The 18,170-nt window shown below is 65.3% G+C and carries 15 protein-coding genes; 10 read left to right on the forward strand and 5 right to left on the reverse strand.

Features of this window, described 5'->3' with window-relative positions:
• Window positions 1-153: 153 nt before the first annotated feature.
• The 3 genes from acnD (at window position 154) to prpD (ending at window position 5,729) form a co-directional block, all read left to right on the forward strand.
• On the forward strand, window positions 154-2,742 hold the full coding sequence (acnD, locus tag ACODS5_RS15055; RefSeq protein WP_134690192.1) for a Fe/S-dependent 2-methylisocitrate dehydratase AcnD: 2,589 nt from the start codon (window positions 154-156) through the stop codon (window positions 2,740-2,742).
• 154 nt (window positions 2,743-2,896) lie between these two features.
• The gene (gene prpF, locus ACODS5_RS15060) at window positions 2,897-4,087 is read left to right on the forward strand and encodes a 2-methylaconitate cis-trans isomerase PrpF (protein WP_489109031.1); all 1,191 of its coding nucleotides are present in this window, start codon (window positions 2,897-2,899) and stop codon (window positions 4,085-4,087) included.
• A gap of 157 nt (window positions 4,088-4,244) precedes the next feature.
• On the forward strand, window positions 4,245-5,729 hold the full coding sequence (prpD, locus tag ACODS5_RS15065; protein WP_134690194.1) for a 2-methylcitrate dehydratase: 1,485 nt from the start codon (window positions 4,245-4,247) through the stop codon (window positions 5,727-5,729).
• 123 nt (window positions 5,730-5,852) lie between these two features.
• Here prpD and acnB read toward each other — a convergent pair whose 3' ends face one another.
• Entirely contained in the window at window positions 5,853-8,462 is a 2,610-nt protein-coding gene (acnB, locus tag ACODS5_RS15070) for a bifunctional aconitate hydratase 2/2-methylisocitrate dehydratase (RefSeq protein WP_134690241.1), read from the reverse strand.
• A gap of 405 nt (window positions 8,463-8,867) precedes the next feature.
• Between acnB and ACODS5_RS15075 the strand changes: the two genes are divergently transcribed.
• A complete protein-coding gene (locus ACODS5_RS15075) occupies window positions 8,868-9,338 on the forward strand; it encodes a DUF1289 domain-containing protein (RefSeq protein WP_489109032.1) in 471 nt (156 codons plus the stop codon).
• A gap of 67 nt (window positions 9,339-9,405) precedes the next feature.
• Window positions 9,406-10,002 carry a hypothetical protein gene (locus tag ACODS5_RS15080; protein WP_489109033.1) on the forward strand — a complete coding sequence of 199 codons (597 nt, stop codon included), beginning with the start codon at window positions 9,406-9,408 and terminating at the stop codon, window positions 10,000-10,002.
• Window positions 10,003-10,115: 113 nt separating this feature from the next.
• Here ACODS5_RS15080 and queD read toward each other — a convergent pair whose 3' ends face one another.
• Together queD and ACODS5_RS15090 are read right to left on the reverse strand one after the other, a co-directional pair.
• Window positions 10,116-10,472, reverse strand: a complete 357-nt coding sequence (queD, locus tag ACODS5_RS15085) for a 6-carboxytetrahydropterin synthase QueD (protein WP_134690197.1) — start codon at window positions 10,470-10,472, stop codon at window positions 10,116-10,118.
• 54 nt (window positions 10,473-10,526) lie between these two features.
• Entirely contained in the window at window positions 10,527-11,606 is a 1,080-nt protein-coding gene (locus ACODS5_RS15090; protein WP_134690198.1) for a patatin-like phospholipase domain-containing protein, read from the reverse strand.
• 310 nt (window positions 11,607-11,916) lie between these two features.
• On the opposite strand from ACODS5_RS15090, the gene ACODS5_RS15095 reads away from it, so the two are divergent.
• The 5 genes from ACODS5_RS15095 to ACODS5_RS15115 all read left to right on the forward strand — a co-directional run bounded on the left by ACODS5_RS15095 (window position 11,917) and on the right by ACODS5_RS15115 (window position 15,943).
• Complete coding sequence (locus tag ACODS5_RS15095) at window positions 11,917-12,225, forward strand: PepSY domain-containing protein (RefSeq protein WP_489109034.1); 309 nt, start codon at window positions 11,917-11,919, stop codon at window positions 12,223-12,225.
• Window positions 12,225-12,539, forward strand: coding sequence for a PepSY domain-containing protein (locus ACODS5_RS15100; protein WP_489109035.1), 315 nt, complete (start codon window positions 12,225-12,227; stop codon window positions 12,537-12,539). Before ACODS5_RS15095 ends, ACODS5_RS15100 begins: the two co-directional genes overlap by 1 nt.
• Entirely contained in the window at window positions 12,540-13,208 is a 669-nt protein-coding gene (locus ACODS5_RS15105) for a response regulator transcription factor (protein WP_134690201.1), read from the forward strand.
• Window positions 13,205-14,524 carry a sensor histidine kinase gene (locus ACODS5_RS15110; RefSeq protein WP_489109036.1) on the forward strand — a complete coding sequence of 440 codons (1,320 nt, stop codon included), beginning with the start codon at window positions 13,205-13,207 and terminating at the stop codon, window positions 14,522-14,524. Before ACODS5_RS15105 ends, ACODS5_RS15110 begins: the two co-directional genes overlap by 4 nt.
• A 261-nt stretch (window positions 14,525-14,785) precedes the next feature.
• Complete coding sequence (locus ACODS5_RS15115; RefSeq protein WP_134690203.1) at window positions 14,786-15,943, forward strand: HPP family protein; 1,158 nt, start codon at window positions 14,786-14,788, stop codon at window positions 15,941-15,943.
• Here ACODS5_RS15115 and ACODS5_RS15120 read toward each other — a convergent pair.
• Together ACODS5_RS15120 and ACODS5_RS15125 are read right to left on the reverse strand one after the other, a co-directional pair.
• Window positions 15,917-16,783 carry a LysR family transcriptional regulator gene (locus ACODS5_RS15120; RefSeq protein ID WP_134690204.1) on the reverse strand — a complete coding sequence of 289 codons (867 nt, stop codon included), beginning with the start codon at window positions 16,781-16,783 and terminating at the stop codon, window positions 15,917-15,919. The two genes, ACODS5_RS15115 and ACODS5_RS15120, sit on opposite strands and share 27 nt — an antisense overlap.
• A gap of 95 nt (window positions 16,784-16,878) precedes the next feature.
• On the reverse strand, window positions 16,879-18,153 hold the full coding sequence (locus ACODS5_RS15125; protein WP_489109037.1) for a leucine-rich repeat-containing protein kinase family protein: 1,275 nt from the start codon (window positions 18,151-18,153) through the stop codon (window positions 16,879-16,881).
• Window positions 18,154-18,170 lie beyond the last annotated feature (17 nt).

Here is an 18,170-nt window from a genome sequence, read left to right on the forward strand (position 1 = left end):
GCCCGCGATCCCTGTAGGAGCCAGCCTTGCTGGCGAACCCTGGCGACGCCGGGGCTGGGGGTGCTTCGCACCCCATCGCCAGCAAGGTTGGCTCCTGCAGGAAGCAGGGCGGCCGCAACAGCACCGACCTTACCGTGATTGAGTCCCTGTGCCATGAATACAGAATTCCGCAAGCCCCTGCCAGGCACCGCCCTGGACTACTTCGACGCCCGTGCCGCGGTCGAGGCGATCAAGCCCGGCGCATACGACGGCCTGCCGTATACTTCCCGCGTGCTCGCCGAGAACCTGGTGCGCCGCTGCGATCCGGCTACCCTCGATGCATCGCTCGAGCAACTGATCGAGCGCAAGCGCGACCTCGATTTCCCCTGGTTCCCGGCCCGCGTGGTGTGCCACGACATCCTTGGCCAGACCGCCCTGGTCGACCTCGCCGGGCTGCGCGACGCCATCGCCGACAAAGGCGGCGACCCGGCCGCAGTTAATCCGGTGGTGCCGGTGCAACTGATCGTCGACCATTCGCTGGCCGTGGAATGCGGTGGTTTCGACCCGCAGGCGTTCGACAAGAACCGCGCCATCGAAGATCGCCGCAACGAAGACCGTTTCCACTTCATCAACTGGACCAAACAGGCGTTCAAGAACGTCGACGTGATCCAGCCGGGCAACGGCATCATGCACCAGATCAACCTGGAGAAGATGTCGCCGGTGATCCATAGCGACCGCGGCGTGGCCTACCCCGACACCTGCGTCGGCACCGACAGCCATACACCACATGTCGACGCCCTGGGCGTGATCGCCATCGGTGTCGGTGGCCTGGAGGCCGAAAACGTCATGCTCGGCCGCGCCTCGTGGATGCGCCTGCCAGAGATCGTCGGCGTCGAGCTGACCGGGCGCCTGGCGCCGAACATCACCGCTACCGACTTGGTACTGGCCCTGACCGAGTTCCTGCGCAAACAGAAGGTGGTTGGCGCCTACCTCGAATTCCACGGTGCTGGCGCCAGCGCGCTGACCCTTGGCGACCGTGCCACCATCTCCAACATGGCCCCGGAATACGGTGCCACCGCGGCGATGTTCGCCATCGACCAACAGACCATCGACTACCTCAAGCTGACCGGCCGCGACGACCAGCAGGTGCAGTTGGTGGAAACCTACGCCAAGGTCGCCGGTTTGTGGGCCGACAGCCTGGCCAAGGCCGAGTATGAGCGCACCCTGAGCTTCGATCTGTCGAGCGTGGTGCGCAACATGGCTGGCCCGTCCAACCCGCATGCGCGCGTGGCCACCAGCGACCTGGCGGCCAAGGGCATCGCCGGGCAATGGCAAGAAGTGCCGGGGCAGATGCCGGATGGCGCGGTGATCATTGCCGCCATCACCAGTTGCACCAACACCAGCAACCCGCGCAACGTGATCGCCGCTGGCCTTATCGCACGTAACGCCAACAAGCTTGGCCTGGTACGCAAGCCCTGGGTCAAGTCGTCGCTCGCGCCGGGCTCCAAGGCGGTACAGCTGTACCTGAAGGAAGCCGGCCTTGAGCAGGAGCTGGAGCAACTGGGCTTCGGCATCGTCGCCTTCGCCTGCACCACCTGCAACGGCATGTCCGGCGCTCTCGACCCGGTGATCCAGCAGGAGATCATCGATCGCGACCTGTACGCCACCGCCGTGCTGTCGGGCAACCGCAACTTCGACGGGCGTATCCACCCCTACGCCAAGCAGGCGTTCCTCGCGTCGCCGCCACTGGTGGTGGCCTACGCCATCGCCGGTACCATCCGCTTCGACATCGAGAAGGACGTGCTGGGCGTGGTCGACGGCAAGGAAATCCGCCTCAAGGACATCTGGCCGAGCGATGAAGAGATCGACGCGGTGGTGCGCGCCTCGGTCAAGCCCGAGCAGTTCCGCCAGGTGTACATCCCGATGTTCGCCATCGAGGAGGATCGTGGGCCGAAGGTCGCGCCGCTGTACGACTGGCGTCCGATGAGCACCTACATCCGCCGCCCGCCGTACTGGGAGGGCGCCCTGGCCGGTGAGCGTACCCTGCGCGGCATGCGCCCGCTGGCGGTGCTGCCAGACAACATCACCACCGACCACCTGTCGCCGTCCAACGCCATCCTGCTCGATAGCGCCGCCGGTGAATACCTGGCGAAGATGGGCCTGCCGGAGGAGGACTTCAACTCCTACGCCACCCACCGTGGCGACCACCTGACCGCGCAGCGCGCCACTTTCGCCAACCCCAAGCTGTTCAACGAGATGGTGCGCAAGGACGACGGCAGCGTGCAGCAGGGTTCGCTGGCGCGCATCGAGCCGGAAGGCAAGGTGACGCGCATGTGGGAGGCGATCGAAACCTACATGCAGCGCAAGCAGCCGCTGATCATCGTCGCCGGTGCCGACTACGGTCAGGGTTCGTCCCGTGACTGGGCGGCCAAGGGCGTGCGTCTGGCCGGGGTCGAGGCGATCGTCGCCGAGGGTTTCGAGCGTATCCACCGGACCAACCTGGTGGGCATGGGCGTGCTGCCGCTGGAGTTCAAGCCGGGCACCGACCGCAACACCCTGGGCCTGGACGGCAGCGAGACCTATGACGTGCTCGGCGAGCGCAGGCCGCGTGCGACCCTGACCCTGGTGGTCACGCGGCGCGACGGCGAGCGTGTCGAGGTGCCGGTGACCTGCCGCCTGGATACCGCCGAAGAGGTGTCGATCTATGAGGCCGGTGGGGTGTTGCAGCGCTTTGCCCAGGACTTCCTCGAAGCGACCGGTTGAGCATGTAACGGGGGCCGCTTTGCGGCCCTTTCGCGACACAAGGCCGCTCCTACAGGCGACCGCGACCTCCTGTAGGAGCGGCCTTGTGTCGCGAAAGGGCTGCAAAGCAGCCCCAGGGATGTTCGCCGAAACGAAAAGATCAGGAATCACAACAATGGCACACGTACCTCAAATCAAAATCCCCGCCACCTACATCCGTGGCGGCACCAGCAAAGGCGTGTTCTTCCGCCTGCAAGACCTGCCCGAGCGCGCCCAGGTCCCAGGCCCGGCCCGCGACGCCCTGCTGCTGCGGGTGATCGGCAGCCCCGACCCGTATGGCAAGCAGATCGACGGCATGGGTGGCGCCACCTCCAGTACCAGCAAGACGGTGATCCTGTCCAGGAGCATCAAGGCCGACCACGACGTCGACTACCTATTTGGCCAGGTCTCGATCGACACTGCTTTCGTCGACTGGAGCGGCAACTGCGGCAACCTGTCCGCCGCCGTGGGTTCGTTCGCCATCGCCAGTGGCTTGGTCGATGCGGCGCGCGTTCCGCACAACGGTATTGCCACCGTGCGCATCTGGCAGGCCAATATCGGCAAGACCATCATCGCCCATGTGCCGGTCACCGACGGCCAGGTGCAGGAAACCGGCGACTTCGAGCTCGACGGCGTGACCTTCCCGGCCGCCGAGGTGCAGTTGGAGTTCCTCGACCCGGCTGCCGACGAAGACGGTGAGGGCGGGGCGATGTTCCCCACGGGCAACCTGGTCGACGACCTCGAGGTGCCGGGTGTCGGTACCTTCAAGGCCACCCTGATCAACGCCGGTATCCCGACCATTTTCGTCAACGCCGCTGATATCGGCTATACCGGTGCCGAACTGCAGGACGCCATCAATGGTGATAGCGCAGCCTTGCGGCGCTTCGAGACCATTCGTGCCCACGGAGCGGTGCGCATGGGGCTGATCGAGCACGTCGACCAGGCCGCCGGGCGCCAGCATACGCCCAAGGTGGCGTTTGTCGCGGCGCCGATGACCTACACTGCGTCCAGTGGCAAGACGGTCCAGGCCGAAGAGGTCGACCTGCTGGTGCGCGCACTGTCCATGGGCAAGCTGCACCACGCGATGATGGGTACCGCCGCAGTGGCCATTGGCACCGCAGCGGCGATCCCCGGCACGCTGGTCAATCTGGCCGCTGGTGGCGGTGCGCGTAGCGCCGTGCGCTTCGGACACCCGTCCGGCACTTTGCGGGTGGGAGCCGAGGCGCGCCAGGTGGACGGGCAGTGGACCGTGACCAAGGCAATCATGAGCCGAAGCGCTCGAGTGCTGATGGAGGGCTGGGTACGCGTGCCTGGCGATAGTTTCTAAGGCATCAACAGCGTTCGGTTTTCGTTGGTTGGGGCCGCTCCGCGGCCCTTTCGCGGCACAAGGCCGCTCCTACAGAGGATTGCGTCCCCCTGTAGGAGCGGCCTTGTGTCGCGAAAGGGCTGCAGCGCAGCCCCGGCACTCTTGAAGGGAGCTGTATATGAGCGCAAACGTAGACCTCAACGCCCGCCCAGACTACGACCAGGTCCTGCAGGCCCTCGCCGACTACGTGCTCGGCTATCGCGTCGAGTCCGCCGAAGCCCTGGACACCGCCCGCAACTGCCTGATCGACACCCTCGGCTGCGGTCTGCTGGCCCTGCGTTTCCCCGAGTGCACCAAGCACCTCGGCCCGCTGGTCGAGGGCACCATCGTCCCCCATGGCGCCCGGGTGCCCGGCACCAGTTACCGCCTCGACCCGGTCAAGGCAGCCTGGGACATCGGCTGCATCGTCCGCTGGCTGGACTACAACGACACCTGGCTCGCCGCCGAGTGGGGCCACCCCTCGGACAACCTCGGTGGCATCCTGGCCGTTACCGATCACCTGTCGCAGAAGCGCGTGGCCAATGGCGAGGCGCCCCTGGCCATGCGCGAGGTGCTCGATGCCATGGTCATGGCCCACGAGATTCAGGGCGTGCTGGCACTGGAGAACTCGTTCAACCGGGTCGGCCTGGACCATGTGCTGCTGGTCAAGGTCGCCTCCACGGCGGTCTGCGCCAGGCTCATGGGCGCCAATCGCGAGCAGCTGTTGTCGGCGTTGTCCCACGCCTTCGTCGATGGCCAGGCCCTGCGTACCTACCGCCATGCGCCCAACGCCGGATCGCGCAAGTCATGGGCGGCGGGGGATGCTTCCAGTCGCGGCGTGCGCCTGGCCGATATCGCTCTGCGTGGCGAGATGGGGGTGCCGGGTGCGCTGACCGCCAGGCAGTGGGGCTTCTACGATGTGTCGTTCAGCCATGCCAACAAGGACCTGGCGCTCAAGCCCGAAGGCCAGCGCCAATTGCGCCTGGCGCAACCGTTCGGCAGCTATGTCATGGAAAACGTGCTGTTCAAGATCAGCTTCCCCGCCGAATTCCATGCCCAGACCGCTTGCGAGGCGGCGGTGATCCTGCACCCGCAGGTGCGCAATCGCCTGCACGAAATCGACCGTATCGTCATCACCACCCATGAGTCGGCGATTCGCATCATCTCCAAGGAAGGGCCGCTGGCCAACGCCGCCGACCGCGACCATTGCTTGCAGTACATGACTGCTGTGCCGCTGATCTTCGGCGACCTAGTGGCCGAGCACTACGAAGATGCCTTCCATGCCGCGCACCCGAGCATCGACCGCCTGCGCGAAAAGATGGTGATCGTCGAGGAGCCACGTTTCAGTCGTGAGTACCTGGAGGCGGACAAGCGCTCTATCGCCAATGCTGTGCAGGTGTTCTTCAAGGACGGCACGCACACGCCGCAAGTGGTGGTGGAGTACCCGATCGGGCATCGGCGGCGGCGGGAGGAGGGGATGCCGTTGCTGGAGGCGAAGTTCAGGGAGAATTTGGCGACGCGATTTGCGCGGCAGCGCTGTGAGGAGATCGTGGCGTTATGCAAGGACCAGGCGAGGCTGGAGGCCATGCCCGTGCACAGGTTTGTCGATCTGTTCGTGATCTGAAAAGCTTCGCCGGCAAGCCGGCTCCTACAGGTGGGCGTAGGAGCCGGCTTGCTGGCGAACGGGGCGGAACGAAAAAGCCCCGGTATCGCTACCGGGGCTCTCTTCTACAACGTACTGCTCAGCTTACGCCTGAACCACCGGGATCTTGGCGTTGGCCGCGGCTTCGCGGAACTCGGCGATCTGGTCGAAGCTCAGGTAGCGGTAGACGTCGGCAGCCATGCTGTCGATGTCCTTGGCGTACTGCATGTACTCTTCAACGGTCGGCAGCTTGCCGATGATCGAAGCGACAGCAGCCAGCTCGGCCGAGGCCAGGTACACGTTGGTGGCGTCGCCCAGACGGTTCGGGAAGTTACGGGTCGAGGTGGAGACCACGGTCGAGCCGGTCTGCACACGTGCCTGGTTACCCATGCACAGCGAGCAGCCTGGCATTTCCATGCGCGCGCCAGCCTTGCCGTAGATGCCGTAGTAGCCTTCCTCGGTCAGCTGGTGGGCGTCCATCTTGGTTGGCGGGGCCAGCCACAGACGGGTCGGGATACCGCCCTTGACCTTGTCCAGCAGCTTGCCGGCGGCGCGGAAGTGACCAATGTTGGTCATGCACGAACCGATGAACACTTCGTCGATCTTCTCGCCCTGTACCGAAGACAGCAGGCGGGCGTCGTCCGGGTCGTTCGGCGCGCAGAGCACAGGCTCCTTGACGTCGGCCAGGTCGATTTCGATGATTTCGGCGTATTCGGCGTCGGCGTCGGCCGACAGCAGCTCAGGCTTGGCCAGCCAGGCTTCCATGGCCTGGGCGCGGCGCTCCAGGGTGCGGGCATCGCCGTAGCCTTCGCCGATCATCCAGCGCAGCAGGGTGATGTTGGACTGCAGGTATTCGGCGATGGCCTTTTCCGGCAGCTTGATGGTGCAACCGGCGGCGGAGCGTTCGGCCGAGGCGTCGGACAGCTCGAAGGCTTGCTCGACGGTCAGGTCGTTGAGGCCTTCGATCTCCAGGATGCGGCCGGAGAAGGCGTTTTTCTTGCCTTTCTTCTCGACGGTCAGCAGGCCTTTCTGGATGGCGTAGTAAGGGATGGCATGGACCAGGTCACGCAGGGTGATGCCAGGTTGCAGTTTGCCCTTGAAGCGCACCAGGATCGACTCTGGCATGTCCAGCGGCATGACGCCGGTGGCGGCGGCGAAGGCCACCAGGCCCGAGCCGGCCGGGAACGAGATGCCGATCGGGAAGCGGGTGTGCGAGTCGCCACCGGTACCGACGGTGTCAGGCATCAGCATGCGGTTCAGCCAGCTGTGGATGATGCCGTCGCCTGGGCGCAGCGACACGCCGCCACGGGTGCGGATGAAGTCTGGCAGGGTGTGGTGGGTGGTGACGTCGATCGGCTTTGGATAAGCCGCGGTGTGGCAGAACGACTGCATTACGAGGTCGGCGGAGAAGCCCAGGCACGCCAGGTCTTTCAGCTCGTCGCGGGTCATCGGGCCAGTGGTGTCCTGGGAGCCGACGGTGGTCATCTTCGGCTCGCAGTAGGCACCTGGGCGCACGCCCTGGCCTTCCGGCAGGCCGCAGGCGCGGCCAACCATCTTCTGTGCCAGGGTGAAGCCCTTGGTCGAAGCGGCTGGTTGCTCTGGCTTCTTGAACAGGTCCGATGGGGCCAGGCCCAGCTCGGCACGGGCTTTCTCGGTCAGGCCACGGCCGACGATCAGCGGGATACGACCGCCAGCGCGGACTTCGTCCAGCAGCACTTCGGTCTTCAGCTCGAAGCTGGTGACCAGTTCGTCGCTGTCGTGGCGGCGCACTTCACCTTTGAACGGGTAGACGTCGATGACGTCGCCCATGGCCAGGTTGGTGCAGTCGAACTCGATCGGCAGGGCGCCGGCGTCTTCCATGGTGTTGTAGAAGATCGGGGCGATCTTGGTGCCGAAGCAGAAACCACCGGCGCGCTTGTTCGGCACGTAGGGGATGTCGTCGCCGAAGAACCACAGCACCGAGTTGGTGGCCGATTTACGCGAGGAACCGGTACCGACCACGTCACCGACGTAGGCGACCGGGTGGCCCTTGGCCTTGACCGCTTCGATCTGCGCCAGCGGGCCGACCGAGCCAGGCTGCGAAGGCTCGATGCCGTCACGGGCCATCTTCAGCATGGCCAGGGCGTGCAGCGGGATGTCAGGACGCGACCAGGCGTCCGGGGCAGGGGACAGGTCGTCGGTGTTGGTTTCGCCAGGCACCTTGAACACGGTCAGGGTGTACTTGTCGGCGATCGCCGGACGGCTGGTGAACCACTCGCCGGCAGCCCAGGATTCCAGCACGGCCTTGGCGTGGGCATTGCCCGCCTTGGCTTTTTCGGCCACGTCGTGGAAGGCATCGAACATCAGCAGGGTGTGCTTGAGCTGTTCGGCCGCGACGGCGCCGAGTTCGGCGTCATCCAGCAGCGCGACCAGCGTTTCGATGTTGTAGCCGCCCTGCATGGTACCCAGCAGCTCGGTGGCGTGCTTGCGGTCGATCAGCGGCGACTTGGCTTCACCCTTGGCGATAGCGGACAGGAAAGCGGCCTTGACGTAGGCGGCTTCGTCGACCCCTGGCGGAACGCGGTTGGTGATCAGGTCTACGAGGAAGGCTTCTTCGCCGGCCGGCGGGTTTTTCAGCAGCTCGACCAGGCCTGCAGTTTGTTCGGCGTTCAGCGGCTGGGGCACGATACCCAGAGCGGCACGCTCTTCGATGTGTTTGCGGTAGGCTTCAAGCACAGTTATTACCCTCATCAGTGGTCCCTAAAGGGAGTCCGGGACGCTCATCCAGCATTCCATGCACCCATGCGCGGTGACGACTTTTTGAGTCGCCCAGCCAGGGTCGCAGAGAATCCTTACAGAAGCTGCTTTCAAAGTTTTACGCCTGCAGAACGGGAGCTGATGAGGGCTGGCGCGGGCATGCGAGGGGTGCATGGCCCGGGCCAACGCCGTTCTGCCGGATCAACTGTGCTCGTGACGCTTTGAAAACAGCTTCCAACGGACATGGTTGCCTTGAAAAGGCGGTGTGATTCTACGGCAAAAAAAAGCCGAAGGTAAGGCGCCGATCATGACTTTAACGGGTGACCCTGGTTAGACAAAGGGCTAACATGACCCGGTGTTCCCCCGCCAAGCCGTTGTTTTTCCATGTCCAACCAGTCCATCAAGACCCCTTGCGTCGGCCTTTGCTCTACGGTTTACGGAGACCTGGTGTGCCGTGGCTGCAAGCGCTTCCACCACGAAGTGATCCACTGGAACGGTTACGACGATGAACAGAAGCGCGCGGTCTGGCTGCGCCTGGAACAACTGCTGGTGCAGGTGATGATGGCCAAGCTGGAAGTGTTCGACAAAAGCCTGTTGCGCCAGCAGTTGGAGCAGCGCTCGATCCGCTTCGTCGCGCACCAGTCTGAGTATTGCTGGGCCTACCAGTTGATCGCCCGTGGGGCGCGGATGATCCGCGATCTGGAGGCCTACGGGATGGCGCTGCTGCCGGAGTTTCGCGACTGGGAGCTGCCACAGTTGCGCGATGCCATCGATCGCGAGTTCTTCCTGCTGTCCGAGGCGCATTACCAGCGCTATATCGCCCCGCGCTTTCTCGTCGATGTGTCGCGCGAGTAGCCGTTCCATCTGAAAACCACCTTCGCGCCATGGCAAGGTCCCCTGATATTCATTCAAGGGGTTAGCGATGCCGCTTTTTTACCGTTATGACGCCAGTGGTTCTTTCCTTGCCAGGATGTGGTGGCAAGAGGATGAAGTCACGGTCGAGTCAGGACACTGGGACGAAAAGGCGCCGGGGATTCTCCCGGTGTGGGTGCGCTTCGACGGCCACGATGGGCAGGACACCTATATGCGCGCCGAGCCCCTCGCCGTGCAAGGAGAAAAGGGCGTCTTGTTCGACCTTTTCTGGTTTGGTCTTTACGAGGGACGTGGGTTTGGCGGCGGTTACTACTACCAGATAAGGCCTGCGGCGAGACGTGTCGATGCGCCGCCGAGGATCATGAACTATGCCATGGATGCCGATTACGCCGGCTACCTGGCGATGTACGTCAGTGCATCCGAGGCGGGCAAACGCACGATTATCGCGGCCAGTGATTTGTGGCGTCTTGAGGGGCTAACCCCGACGCGCTTGAAAATTGAAAATATGCGTCACAATTTGAAGCTTACGAATTTCGACGATTCACCGGTCAGGCGCTACAAGCAGTTCGGGGTGCCCTATTTGAACAGCCATGGCGGGCAGGCCGGGCGCGTGACATTGGAAGTCGTGAAGTACCCCTTCCCATGACCAGCGCCCTGAGTCAGGCGCACTTGGCTCTGTACGAAAAGCCTTGATACTCGTTCATGCTGCGTTGAAAACAGCCTCGCCTGACCTTCGTCTCAAGACTTTTCATACAGAGCCTAGTCGCCGGTGTACTCGCAACCACTGGTACAGGTTTCGTGGATACGTACCTTGGACAGCTCCGGCAACAGCGGCTTGACCTGGTCCCAGATCCATTTGGCGATCACTTCGCTGGTGGGGTTTTCCAGGCCGGGAATATCGTTCAGGTAATTGTGGTCCAACTGCTCGTAGATGGGCTTGAAGATCGCCTTGATCTCGGAGAAGTCGCGAATCCAACCGGTGTGCGGGTCGAGCGGGCCGGTCAGGTGCAGCGCGACCTTGAACGAGTGGCCATGCAGGCGGCCGCACTTGTGGCCGGCCGGGACGTGGGGCAGGCGGTGGGCGGATTCGAATGTAAATTCCTTGAAGATTTCCACGCTGGTCTTAACTCTGTGTGAATCGATAATGCGCGCAGTCTACCAGCATGACCGCTACAAGGCTTGCAACCGTTCGTGCAGCCGCCCGGTGGCGATCAGTTCCAGCAGTTCGTCGCCCAGGCGCTGGCTTTCGGCGATGGCCTTGTACCAGTAGCGCTTGCGTGCCGGCGCATCGCCCATGAAGCGCTTGAAGTCGTTGCGGTCCGGCAGCTTGCCGTAGGGCAGGGCGGCCAGGTACTGCGGCGACGGGGTCATCAGCAGCACGTTCTGCAGGCGCGTGGCGTCACCCTTGCGCCAGGGCAGGGCCTTGTCGAACCAGCCGGGCACCACCTTGTCGGTGAAGTGCGGGTACAGCACCAGGTCGTCGCCCTTGTAGGGCAGGTCGAGGTGGTAGTCGAGCAGGCCGCCGTCGCGGTAGGTGCCGGTACCTGCGCCGGGAATGTCGCGCACGCCTTCCATGACCATCGGGATCGAGCCCGAGGCGAGCAGGGCATGGCGCAGGTTGGCTGGGGCCAGTGGCAGGCAGCGCGAGGGGAAGTCGCTGAGGGCATCCAGCGGCGGCGAGGTGCGCGGGTCATGCAGGATCACCCGCTCGAAATGCCGGGCCAGGCGCGCGCGGCCCAGCAGGTTGCTGGCGATCACCGCGCCCAGGCCCAGGCCCAGGCGGCCACGGTGGTCGTGGGCGAGCTGGCCGTGGCTTTTCACTACCAGGATGTTCAGGCGGTAGTGCGCGTTGGCGAGGATCTGCCCGTCGCGGCCTTGCAGCAGTTCGTCGAGCATGCGCTGGCAGCTCTGGCTGATCTGCCGGGCGGTCACGCCCTTGGCGAAGTCCTGTTCGGTATATAGCTCGCCGAGGCGGCGGATGCCGGCCACCGGGTCGTCGAGGCAGGCGCTGGCGAAGCGCCAGGCGCCGATCGAGGCGCCGATCAGCGCGCGCGGGCGCGGCGCGGTGGGCAGCCATTCACCGAACAGGGCCAGGTCCAGGCCCTGGATCCCCAGTGGCTTGGGGCCACCGGCTGCGCCGGGTAGAACGCCGACATCCTCGGCCCGCAGACCGCGCTCGCGGATCTGGTGCAAGGCCCGCTGGCCGGCCTTGAAGGTCAGGGCGGGGTACTTGATGTGAATGGCGCTCATGGCGGGGCCTCGGGTCGGGAGGCGGGCAGTATAGAGCGTATCGCGGGGCTGGACGTACACATCCCCCTGTAGGAGCGGCCTTGTGTCGCGAAAGGGCCGCAAAGCGGCCCCGGCGATCTTTGCAAAAACGCTGAAATCCCGGGGGCTGCTGCGCAGCCCTTTCGCGACACAAGGCCGCTCCTGCAAGGGATTGCGTACGGGCCTGCATGAGCTGCGCTATCATGCGGCCAGCTGTTTTCAGGTTGAGTTAAGGACCGGTGGTTAATCTTAACCCCGTAGACAAATTGCACATCTCGCTGGAGAGAACCTCATGAAAACTTTGACTGCCCTGTTCACCGCCGCCGCCCTCGCTTTCGGTGCCAATGCCGCCTTCGCCAAGGACGTGCAGCCCGACGAAGTGGTCAAGCTGGTGAACGCCAAGACCATCAAGTCCCTGGACGAACTCAAGGCCGCCGCCGTGGCCAAGCACCCGGGCGCCACCGTGACCGGCTCGGAGCTTGAAAACGAATACGGTCGCTACATCTACAAGGTCGAACTGCGTGACGCACAGAACGTCGAGTGGGACGTGGACCTGGACGCCAAGACCGGTGAAGTCCTGAAGGACGAGCGAGACAACTGATGCCCGATCTGCCGCGAACGGCGCGCTGCCTGGCCCTGGCCCTGATGGCCGTCAGTTCGCTCGCCGCCGCCCGTGACCTGGATCAGGATGAGGCCCTGGAGCTTCGGCAGCAGGGCGTCATCCTGCCGCTGGAGCAACTGCACGATGCCGCCCTGGGGCGTTACCCCGGGGCGCGCCTGCTGGAGGCGGAGCTGGAAGAAAAGCACGGCCGCTACGAATACGAGGTCGAGCTGCTGACCCCGGCCGGCGTGGTCCGCGAAATCAAGTACGATGCCCGAACCGGCGCCCTGCTCAAGGACGAGGAAGACGACTGAATGCGCCTGCTGCTTGTCGAAGACAACGTGCCCCTGGTCGATGAACTGACCGCCGCCCTGCAACGCCAGGGTTATGCCGTGGACTGGTTGGCCGATGGCCGTGACGCGGTGTACCAGGGCCAGAGCGAACCCTACGACCTGATCATCCTCGACCTCGGCCTGCCAGGCTTGCCCGGCCTCGAGGTGCTGGCGCAGTGGCGCGCGGCGAGCCTGGCCACCCCGGTGCTGATCCTCACCGCGCGCGGTTCCTGGGCCGAGCGCATCGAAGGCCTCAAGGCCGGCGCCGACGATTACCTGACCAAGCCATTCCACCCCGAGGAGCTGCAACTGCGCATCCAGGCCCTGCTGCGCCGGGCCAAGGGCCTGGCCAACCAGCCGACGCTGGAGGCCGCCGGGTTGCACCTGGACGAAGCGCGCCAGTGCGTGAGCCGCGACGGTGCCGACGTGCAACTGACCGCCGCCGAGTTTCGCCTGCTGCGCTATTTCATGCTGCACCCGGGGCAAGTGCTATCCAAGAGCCATTTGGCCGAGCACCTGTATGACGGCGAGACCGAGCGCGACTCCAATGTGCTCGAGGTGCACGTCAACCACTTGCGCCGCAAGCTCGGGCGCAGCGTGATCGAGACCCGCCGTGGCCAGGGCTACGTCTACGCCGGGAACGTCGCGTGAAGTCGATCCAGGCGCGCTTGAGCCTGGGCCTGGTGGCCGTGCTGGTGCTGGTCGGCGTGGGTCTGGCGCAGGTGAGTCTGTGGTTGTTCGAGGCGGGCTTGCAGCGCTACCTGGAAAATGGCCTGCGCAAAGAGAGCGAGAACCTGCTGGTGGCGCTGGTACGCGGGCCTTCCGGCCTGCAGTTGGATGAGCGTCGGTTGTCGGCGGCCTACCAGCAGCCGTTCTCGGGATATTACTTTCGCATCGACTTTGACCAAGGTACCTGGCGCTCCCGCTCGCTGTGGGACCTGGACATGCCCAAACCAGCCCGCCCGGGGCTGGACGATGGCCATGAACTCGGCCCCAAAGGCCAGCAATTGCTGGCCTACCGCGGCGATTACCGGCGCCTGGGGCAGGATATTTCCATCAGCGTGGCCCAGGACTACTCGCCGGTGCGCGAGGTTTTCCGACGCATGCAGCAGATCGGCCTGGGCATGGGCGCGCTCGCGCTGTTGCTGGTGCTGGTGTTGCAGCGTTTCACCGTGACCCGCTCGTTGCGTCCGCTCGAGCGCGCGCGGCAACAGATCGCCCAGTTGCAACAGGGCCAGCGTTCGCAACTGGATGCCGAAGTGCCCAGCGAGCTGCAACCGCTGGTGGACCAGATCAACCACCTGCTGGCCCACACCGAAGACAGCCTGCGCCGTTCGCGCACCGCCCTGGGCAACCTGGGGCACGCGCTGAAGACGCCGCTGGCGGTGTTGCTCAGCCTTGCCGCCAGCGAGCGTTTGCAAGCGTTGCCGCAGGTGCGCGAGCAGATGCGCGAGCAGTTGCAGCAGATCCAGCAGCGCCTGGCTCGCGAACTCAACCGTGCGCGCCTGGCAGGGGACGCGTTGCCCGGCGCGCAGTTCGATTGCGACGCCGAATTGCCCGGGCTGTTGTCGACCCTGGGCATGATCCATGGCGAAGGTCTGTCGCTCGAGCGCGACGTGCCGCCCGGGCTGTTGCTGCCGTGGGACCGCGAGGACCTGCTGGAGCTGCTCGGCAACCTGTTGGACAACGCCTGCAAATGGGCCGACAGCGAGGTGCGCCTAGGCATCGCGCCGACCACCGAGGGTTTCCAGCTGTGGGTCGATGACGATGGCCCTGGGATTGCCCAGGACCTGCGCCAGCAAGTGCTGGAGCGGGGCGCGCGGCTGGACGAGCAGGTCGATGGGCATGGCCTGGGGCTGGGGATCGTGCGCGATATCGTCGAAGCCTGGGGCGGGCGTATCGCCTTGCTCGACAGCACCCTCGGCGGCTTGCGGGTGAGCATCGAGCTGCCGCGCAAGGGGCGTTGATCCTATCGCGGGGCAAGCCGCTGGCACGCAGCTCGCGCGCTATCGGCAGCAGATCAACCATGCAAAAAAATTGCAGTACAGCCGCAGTTTTTTGAATTGGCCCATTGCCGAGCGACTCGGCACAATCGCCCCTCACGAAACCGCTTGGTTTCCATCTCTCCATGGACGGAGCCCCTTGCGCTATTGCCTTGGCAATACAGGGCCCAGGCTGGTAACGCTGGGCTTTCTTTTTCAACCAGAACAACACGATCCGATCTCCCGATGTCTGCCTCGCGTCCCGAAAACCGTCTGCACCGCCTGCTCCCGGCGCCCCTGAACATCCCACCCCGAGAATGGCTGCGCGCAGGCCTTGGCGCGTTGCTCGGCCTGTTCCTCGCCGGTTACCTGTGCAGCCTGCTGTATGGGCCGTCGGTCGCCTTGCACCTGCTCGGGCCGCTGGCGGCCTCGGCGGTGCTGGTGTTCGCCGTGCACTCAGGGCCGCTGGCGCAGCCCTGGCCAGTACTGGGCAGCTACGCCCTGGCCGGCGCCGTGGGCCTGGCCATGCGCCATGGCTTCGGCGACGGCCTGTGGGTCGCCGCCGCCGCGCTGGGCATCGCAATCCTGGCGATGTGCTTGCTGCGCTGCCTGCACCCGCCGGGTGGCGGCGTGGCGGTCAGCGCGGTACTGGCCGATCCGGGGCTGGTGGCGCTGGGTGACCACCTGCTCGAGCCGGTGCTGCTCAATGCCTTGATCCTGGTCGCGGTGGCGGTGCTCTACAACCGCCTGACCGGCGTGCGCTACCCCAAGGGCACGGCCCCGCGCAAGGACCTGCACCACACCCACGACCCGTTGCCCGGCGAGCGGGTCGGGATCAACGCCGAGGATCTGGACCAGGCCCTTGCAGAGATCGGTGAGTTCGTCGACGTGACCCGCGACGAGTTGGAGCGGATCATCCTGGCGACCGAGCAACATGCCTTGCAACGCAGCCTGGGCGGCATCACCGCTAGCGCGGTGATGTCTCGCGATGTGCAATCGGCGACGCCGCGCACCACCCTCGAACAGGCCTGGAAGATGCTCGCCAGTCATCACCTGAAGACCTTGCCCGTGCTCGATGGCGGGCGCCTGGTGGGGATCGTCAGCCTCAGCGACCTGGTTGGCCCGGCGATGGCCCGTGGCCGGTTCAGCTGGCGCGGCTTGTGGCGGCGCAAGGTGGTGCGCCTGGAGCAGGTGATGAGCCGCCGAGTGGTCAGCGTCGGCAGCCAGCACCCACTGGAGCGCCTGCTGCCGCTGCTCAGCGAGCAGGGGCTGCACTGCCTGCCGGTGCTCGACGCTGACCAGTTGGTGGGGGTTATCACCCAGACCGACCTGATCGCCGGGCTCAAGCGGCACTTGCTCAATGCCGCGACGCAGGGCTCAGATCAGCGGGTCCCAGCGTTGTGACCAGTCGCTGTCGCCGGCTGCCACCAGCCGGCGCAGCACCGTGAAGGCCTGTTGCAGGGCCTCGCTGTCGCGCTTGCGCGGGTAGACCAGGAAGGTCGGGTAGGTGAACTCCGGCGCCTGTGGTACCCGCTCGAACACCCCGCTTTGCAAGTAGGCTTGCACCACCCGGGTACGGAAGTAGCCGCTGCCACCCTGGTCGAGTATGAACTGCAAGGCCAGCGGCCCGAGGTTGAAACTCAGCGCCGGGCGTGACAGGTCGGGCAGGGCGGCATCGTGCTGGCGGCGGAATGCTTCGCCCCAGTCGATGTAGATGTACGGCTCGGGGGCGTCGATGCGGCGCACGCGGATCAGTTTTTCCTCCATCAACTGCTCAACCTGCAAGCCTGGGCCGTAGGTCGGCTGGTAAACCAGCGCAGCGTCCAGCAGGCCCATCTCGACCTTGCGCAGCAGCGACTCGCCATCGCTCACCTCGCTGCGGATCGCGTGGCTGGGCAGTTCATGGTGCAGGGCGCTGACCCAGTCGAGCATCATCGGGTTGCCCAGGCTCACCTCACCGCCCACATGCAGTACCTGCTGGCAGCCCTGGGGCAGTGGCAGGTCGCGGCGCGCCGCTTCCCAGGTTTGTACCAGTTGGTTGGCGTAGGTGACGAAGGCCTCGCCGTCGCTGGTCAGGCTGGCGCCGTTGCGGCTGCGCACGAACAGTTGGCAGCCGAGTTGCTGCTCCAGGCGCTGGACCCGCGCGGTGATGGCTGTCTGCGACACGAACAGGCGCTCGGCGGCGGCGACCAGGCTGCCGCAACGCACGATTTCCAGGAAGGTTCGGGCCTGATCGATGTCCATGGTGACGCTCTGTGGCTGGAGGGGTGGCCTATTCTAGAGGCTTTGCACCCTAATGGGGCGAACACCGGCGTAGCTGGTGCCAGCCGCCGCAGCGGCTACAGCGAACCTGCGGTTATCTCGGCAAAGGACGGGCGTGCCAGCACTTGCGCTTGCTGGCAAACCCTGGCCAGCTCGCGCAGACCCTGGTCGTCCTGTTCGCAGCAGCCCAGCAACTCTTCCACGAGGATGCCGAAGGCGCGTACTTCCAAGCGCTCCAATGCCCTGGCAGCGGGCGGATGGAACGATGCCGCGCCGAAATCCCCCAACAGGCATTGGCCGTCTTCATCGAACAGGATGTTATGGGCATACAAGTCACCATGATTGAGGCCACGCCCATGCAGGTGGGCGCACACCGAGGCGATGCCGGCCACCAGGCGGCGGACTGTTGGCAAGGCCAAGCGCCGAGCCTCGGGGTAGCGGTCGCGGGTGCAGCTGTCCAGGCTAGGCGGGCCGGCGAGATTCGACCAATGCCCATCGATCAGCGCCATGACCAGCGCCGGCAGGCCTTGAGGATGATCGTCGATACGTCCGGCCAGGCGCACCAGTTGCGGATGCTCGCCGGCAGCGATGCTGGCGCTCATTTCCGCCAGCGGCGAGCCGTCGCTGGTCATCGCGCCCTTGTACAGCTTGACTGCCACCGGCGCTGTCTGGCCTGACCAGTGCGCCCGGTGGATCAGCCCCGAGGCACCGCGGCCGAGTTCCTGTTCCAGGCGGATGTCGCGCCAGTGCAGCGTGGGGCAGTGGCCATCGGTAGCTGGCGCGACAAAACCCTGGGGCAGCGGGTTGTCGGCGTAGGCCAGCCAGGCCAGGCGCGGCAGGTGCAACAGCCAGTCGGGCAGGGCTGTCAGGCGGTTGCTGGCGATGCGCAGCAGTTCCAGGCGCTCGCAGCGCGCCAGGCTGCTGGGCAGCGCCGTCAGTCGGTTGCCGGCGAGCATCAGCTTTTGCAGTTGGGCGCAGTCGCCGAGGGCGTCGGGCAGTTGCTCCAGGGCGTTGTCGGTCAGCACCAGCGAGCGCAGGCTCGCCGGCAGGGCCTGGCCATCGACCTGGGTGATGCGGTTGCTCTTGAACCCCACGGTCTCCAGCAGCGGGCAACGGCCGATGCTCAGTGGCAGGTGGGTGAAGGCGTTCTCCGAGCAGAACAGCACCTTGAGCCGGTGCAACCGGTGCAGGTCCTCGGGCAGGTCGGTGAGGGCGTTGCCGGTGAGGTCGAGCACTTCCAGGCTGTCGGCCAGCTCGAAGATCTCGTGGGGGAAGTGCGTCAGGTCTTGGCGCAGGTCAAGGCGGGTGATGCCGCGCAGGCGGCCGGCGCGCAGGTCGTCGAGGGTAGGCATGGAGCGGCTCTTGAGTC

It is taken from the genome of Pseudomonas sp. FG47 (genome assembly GCF_057809115.1).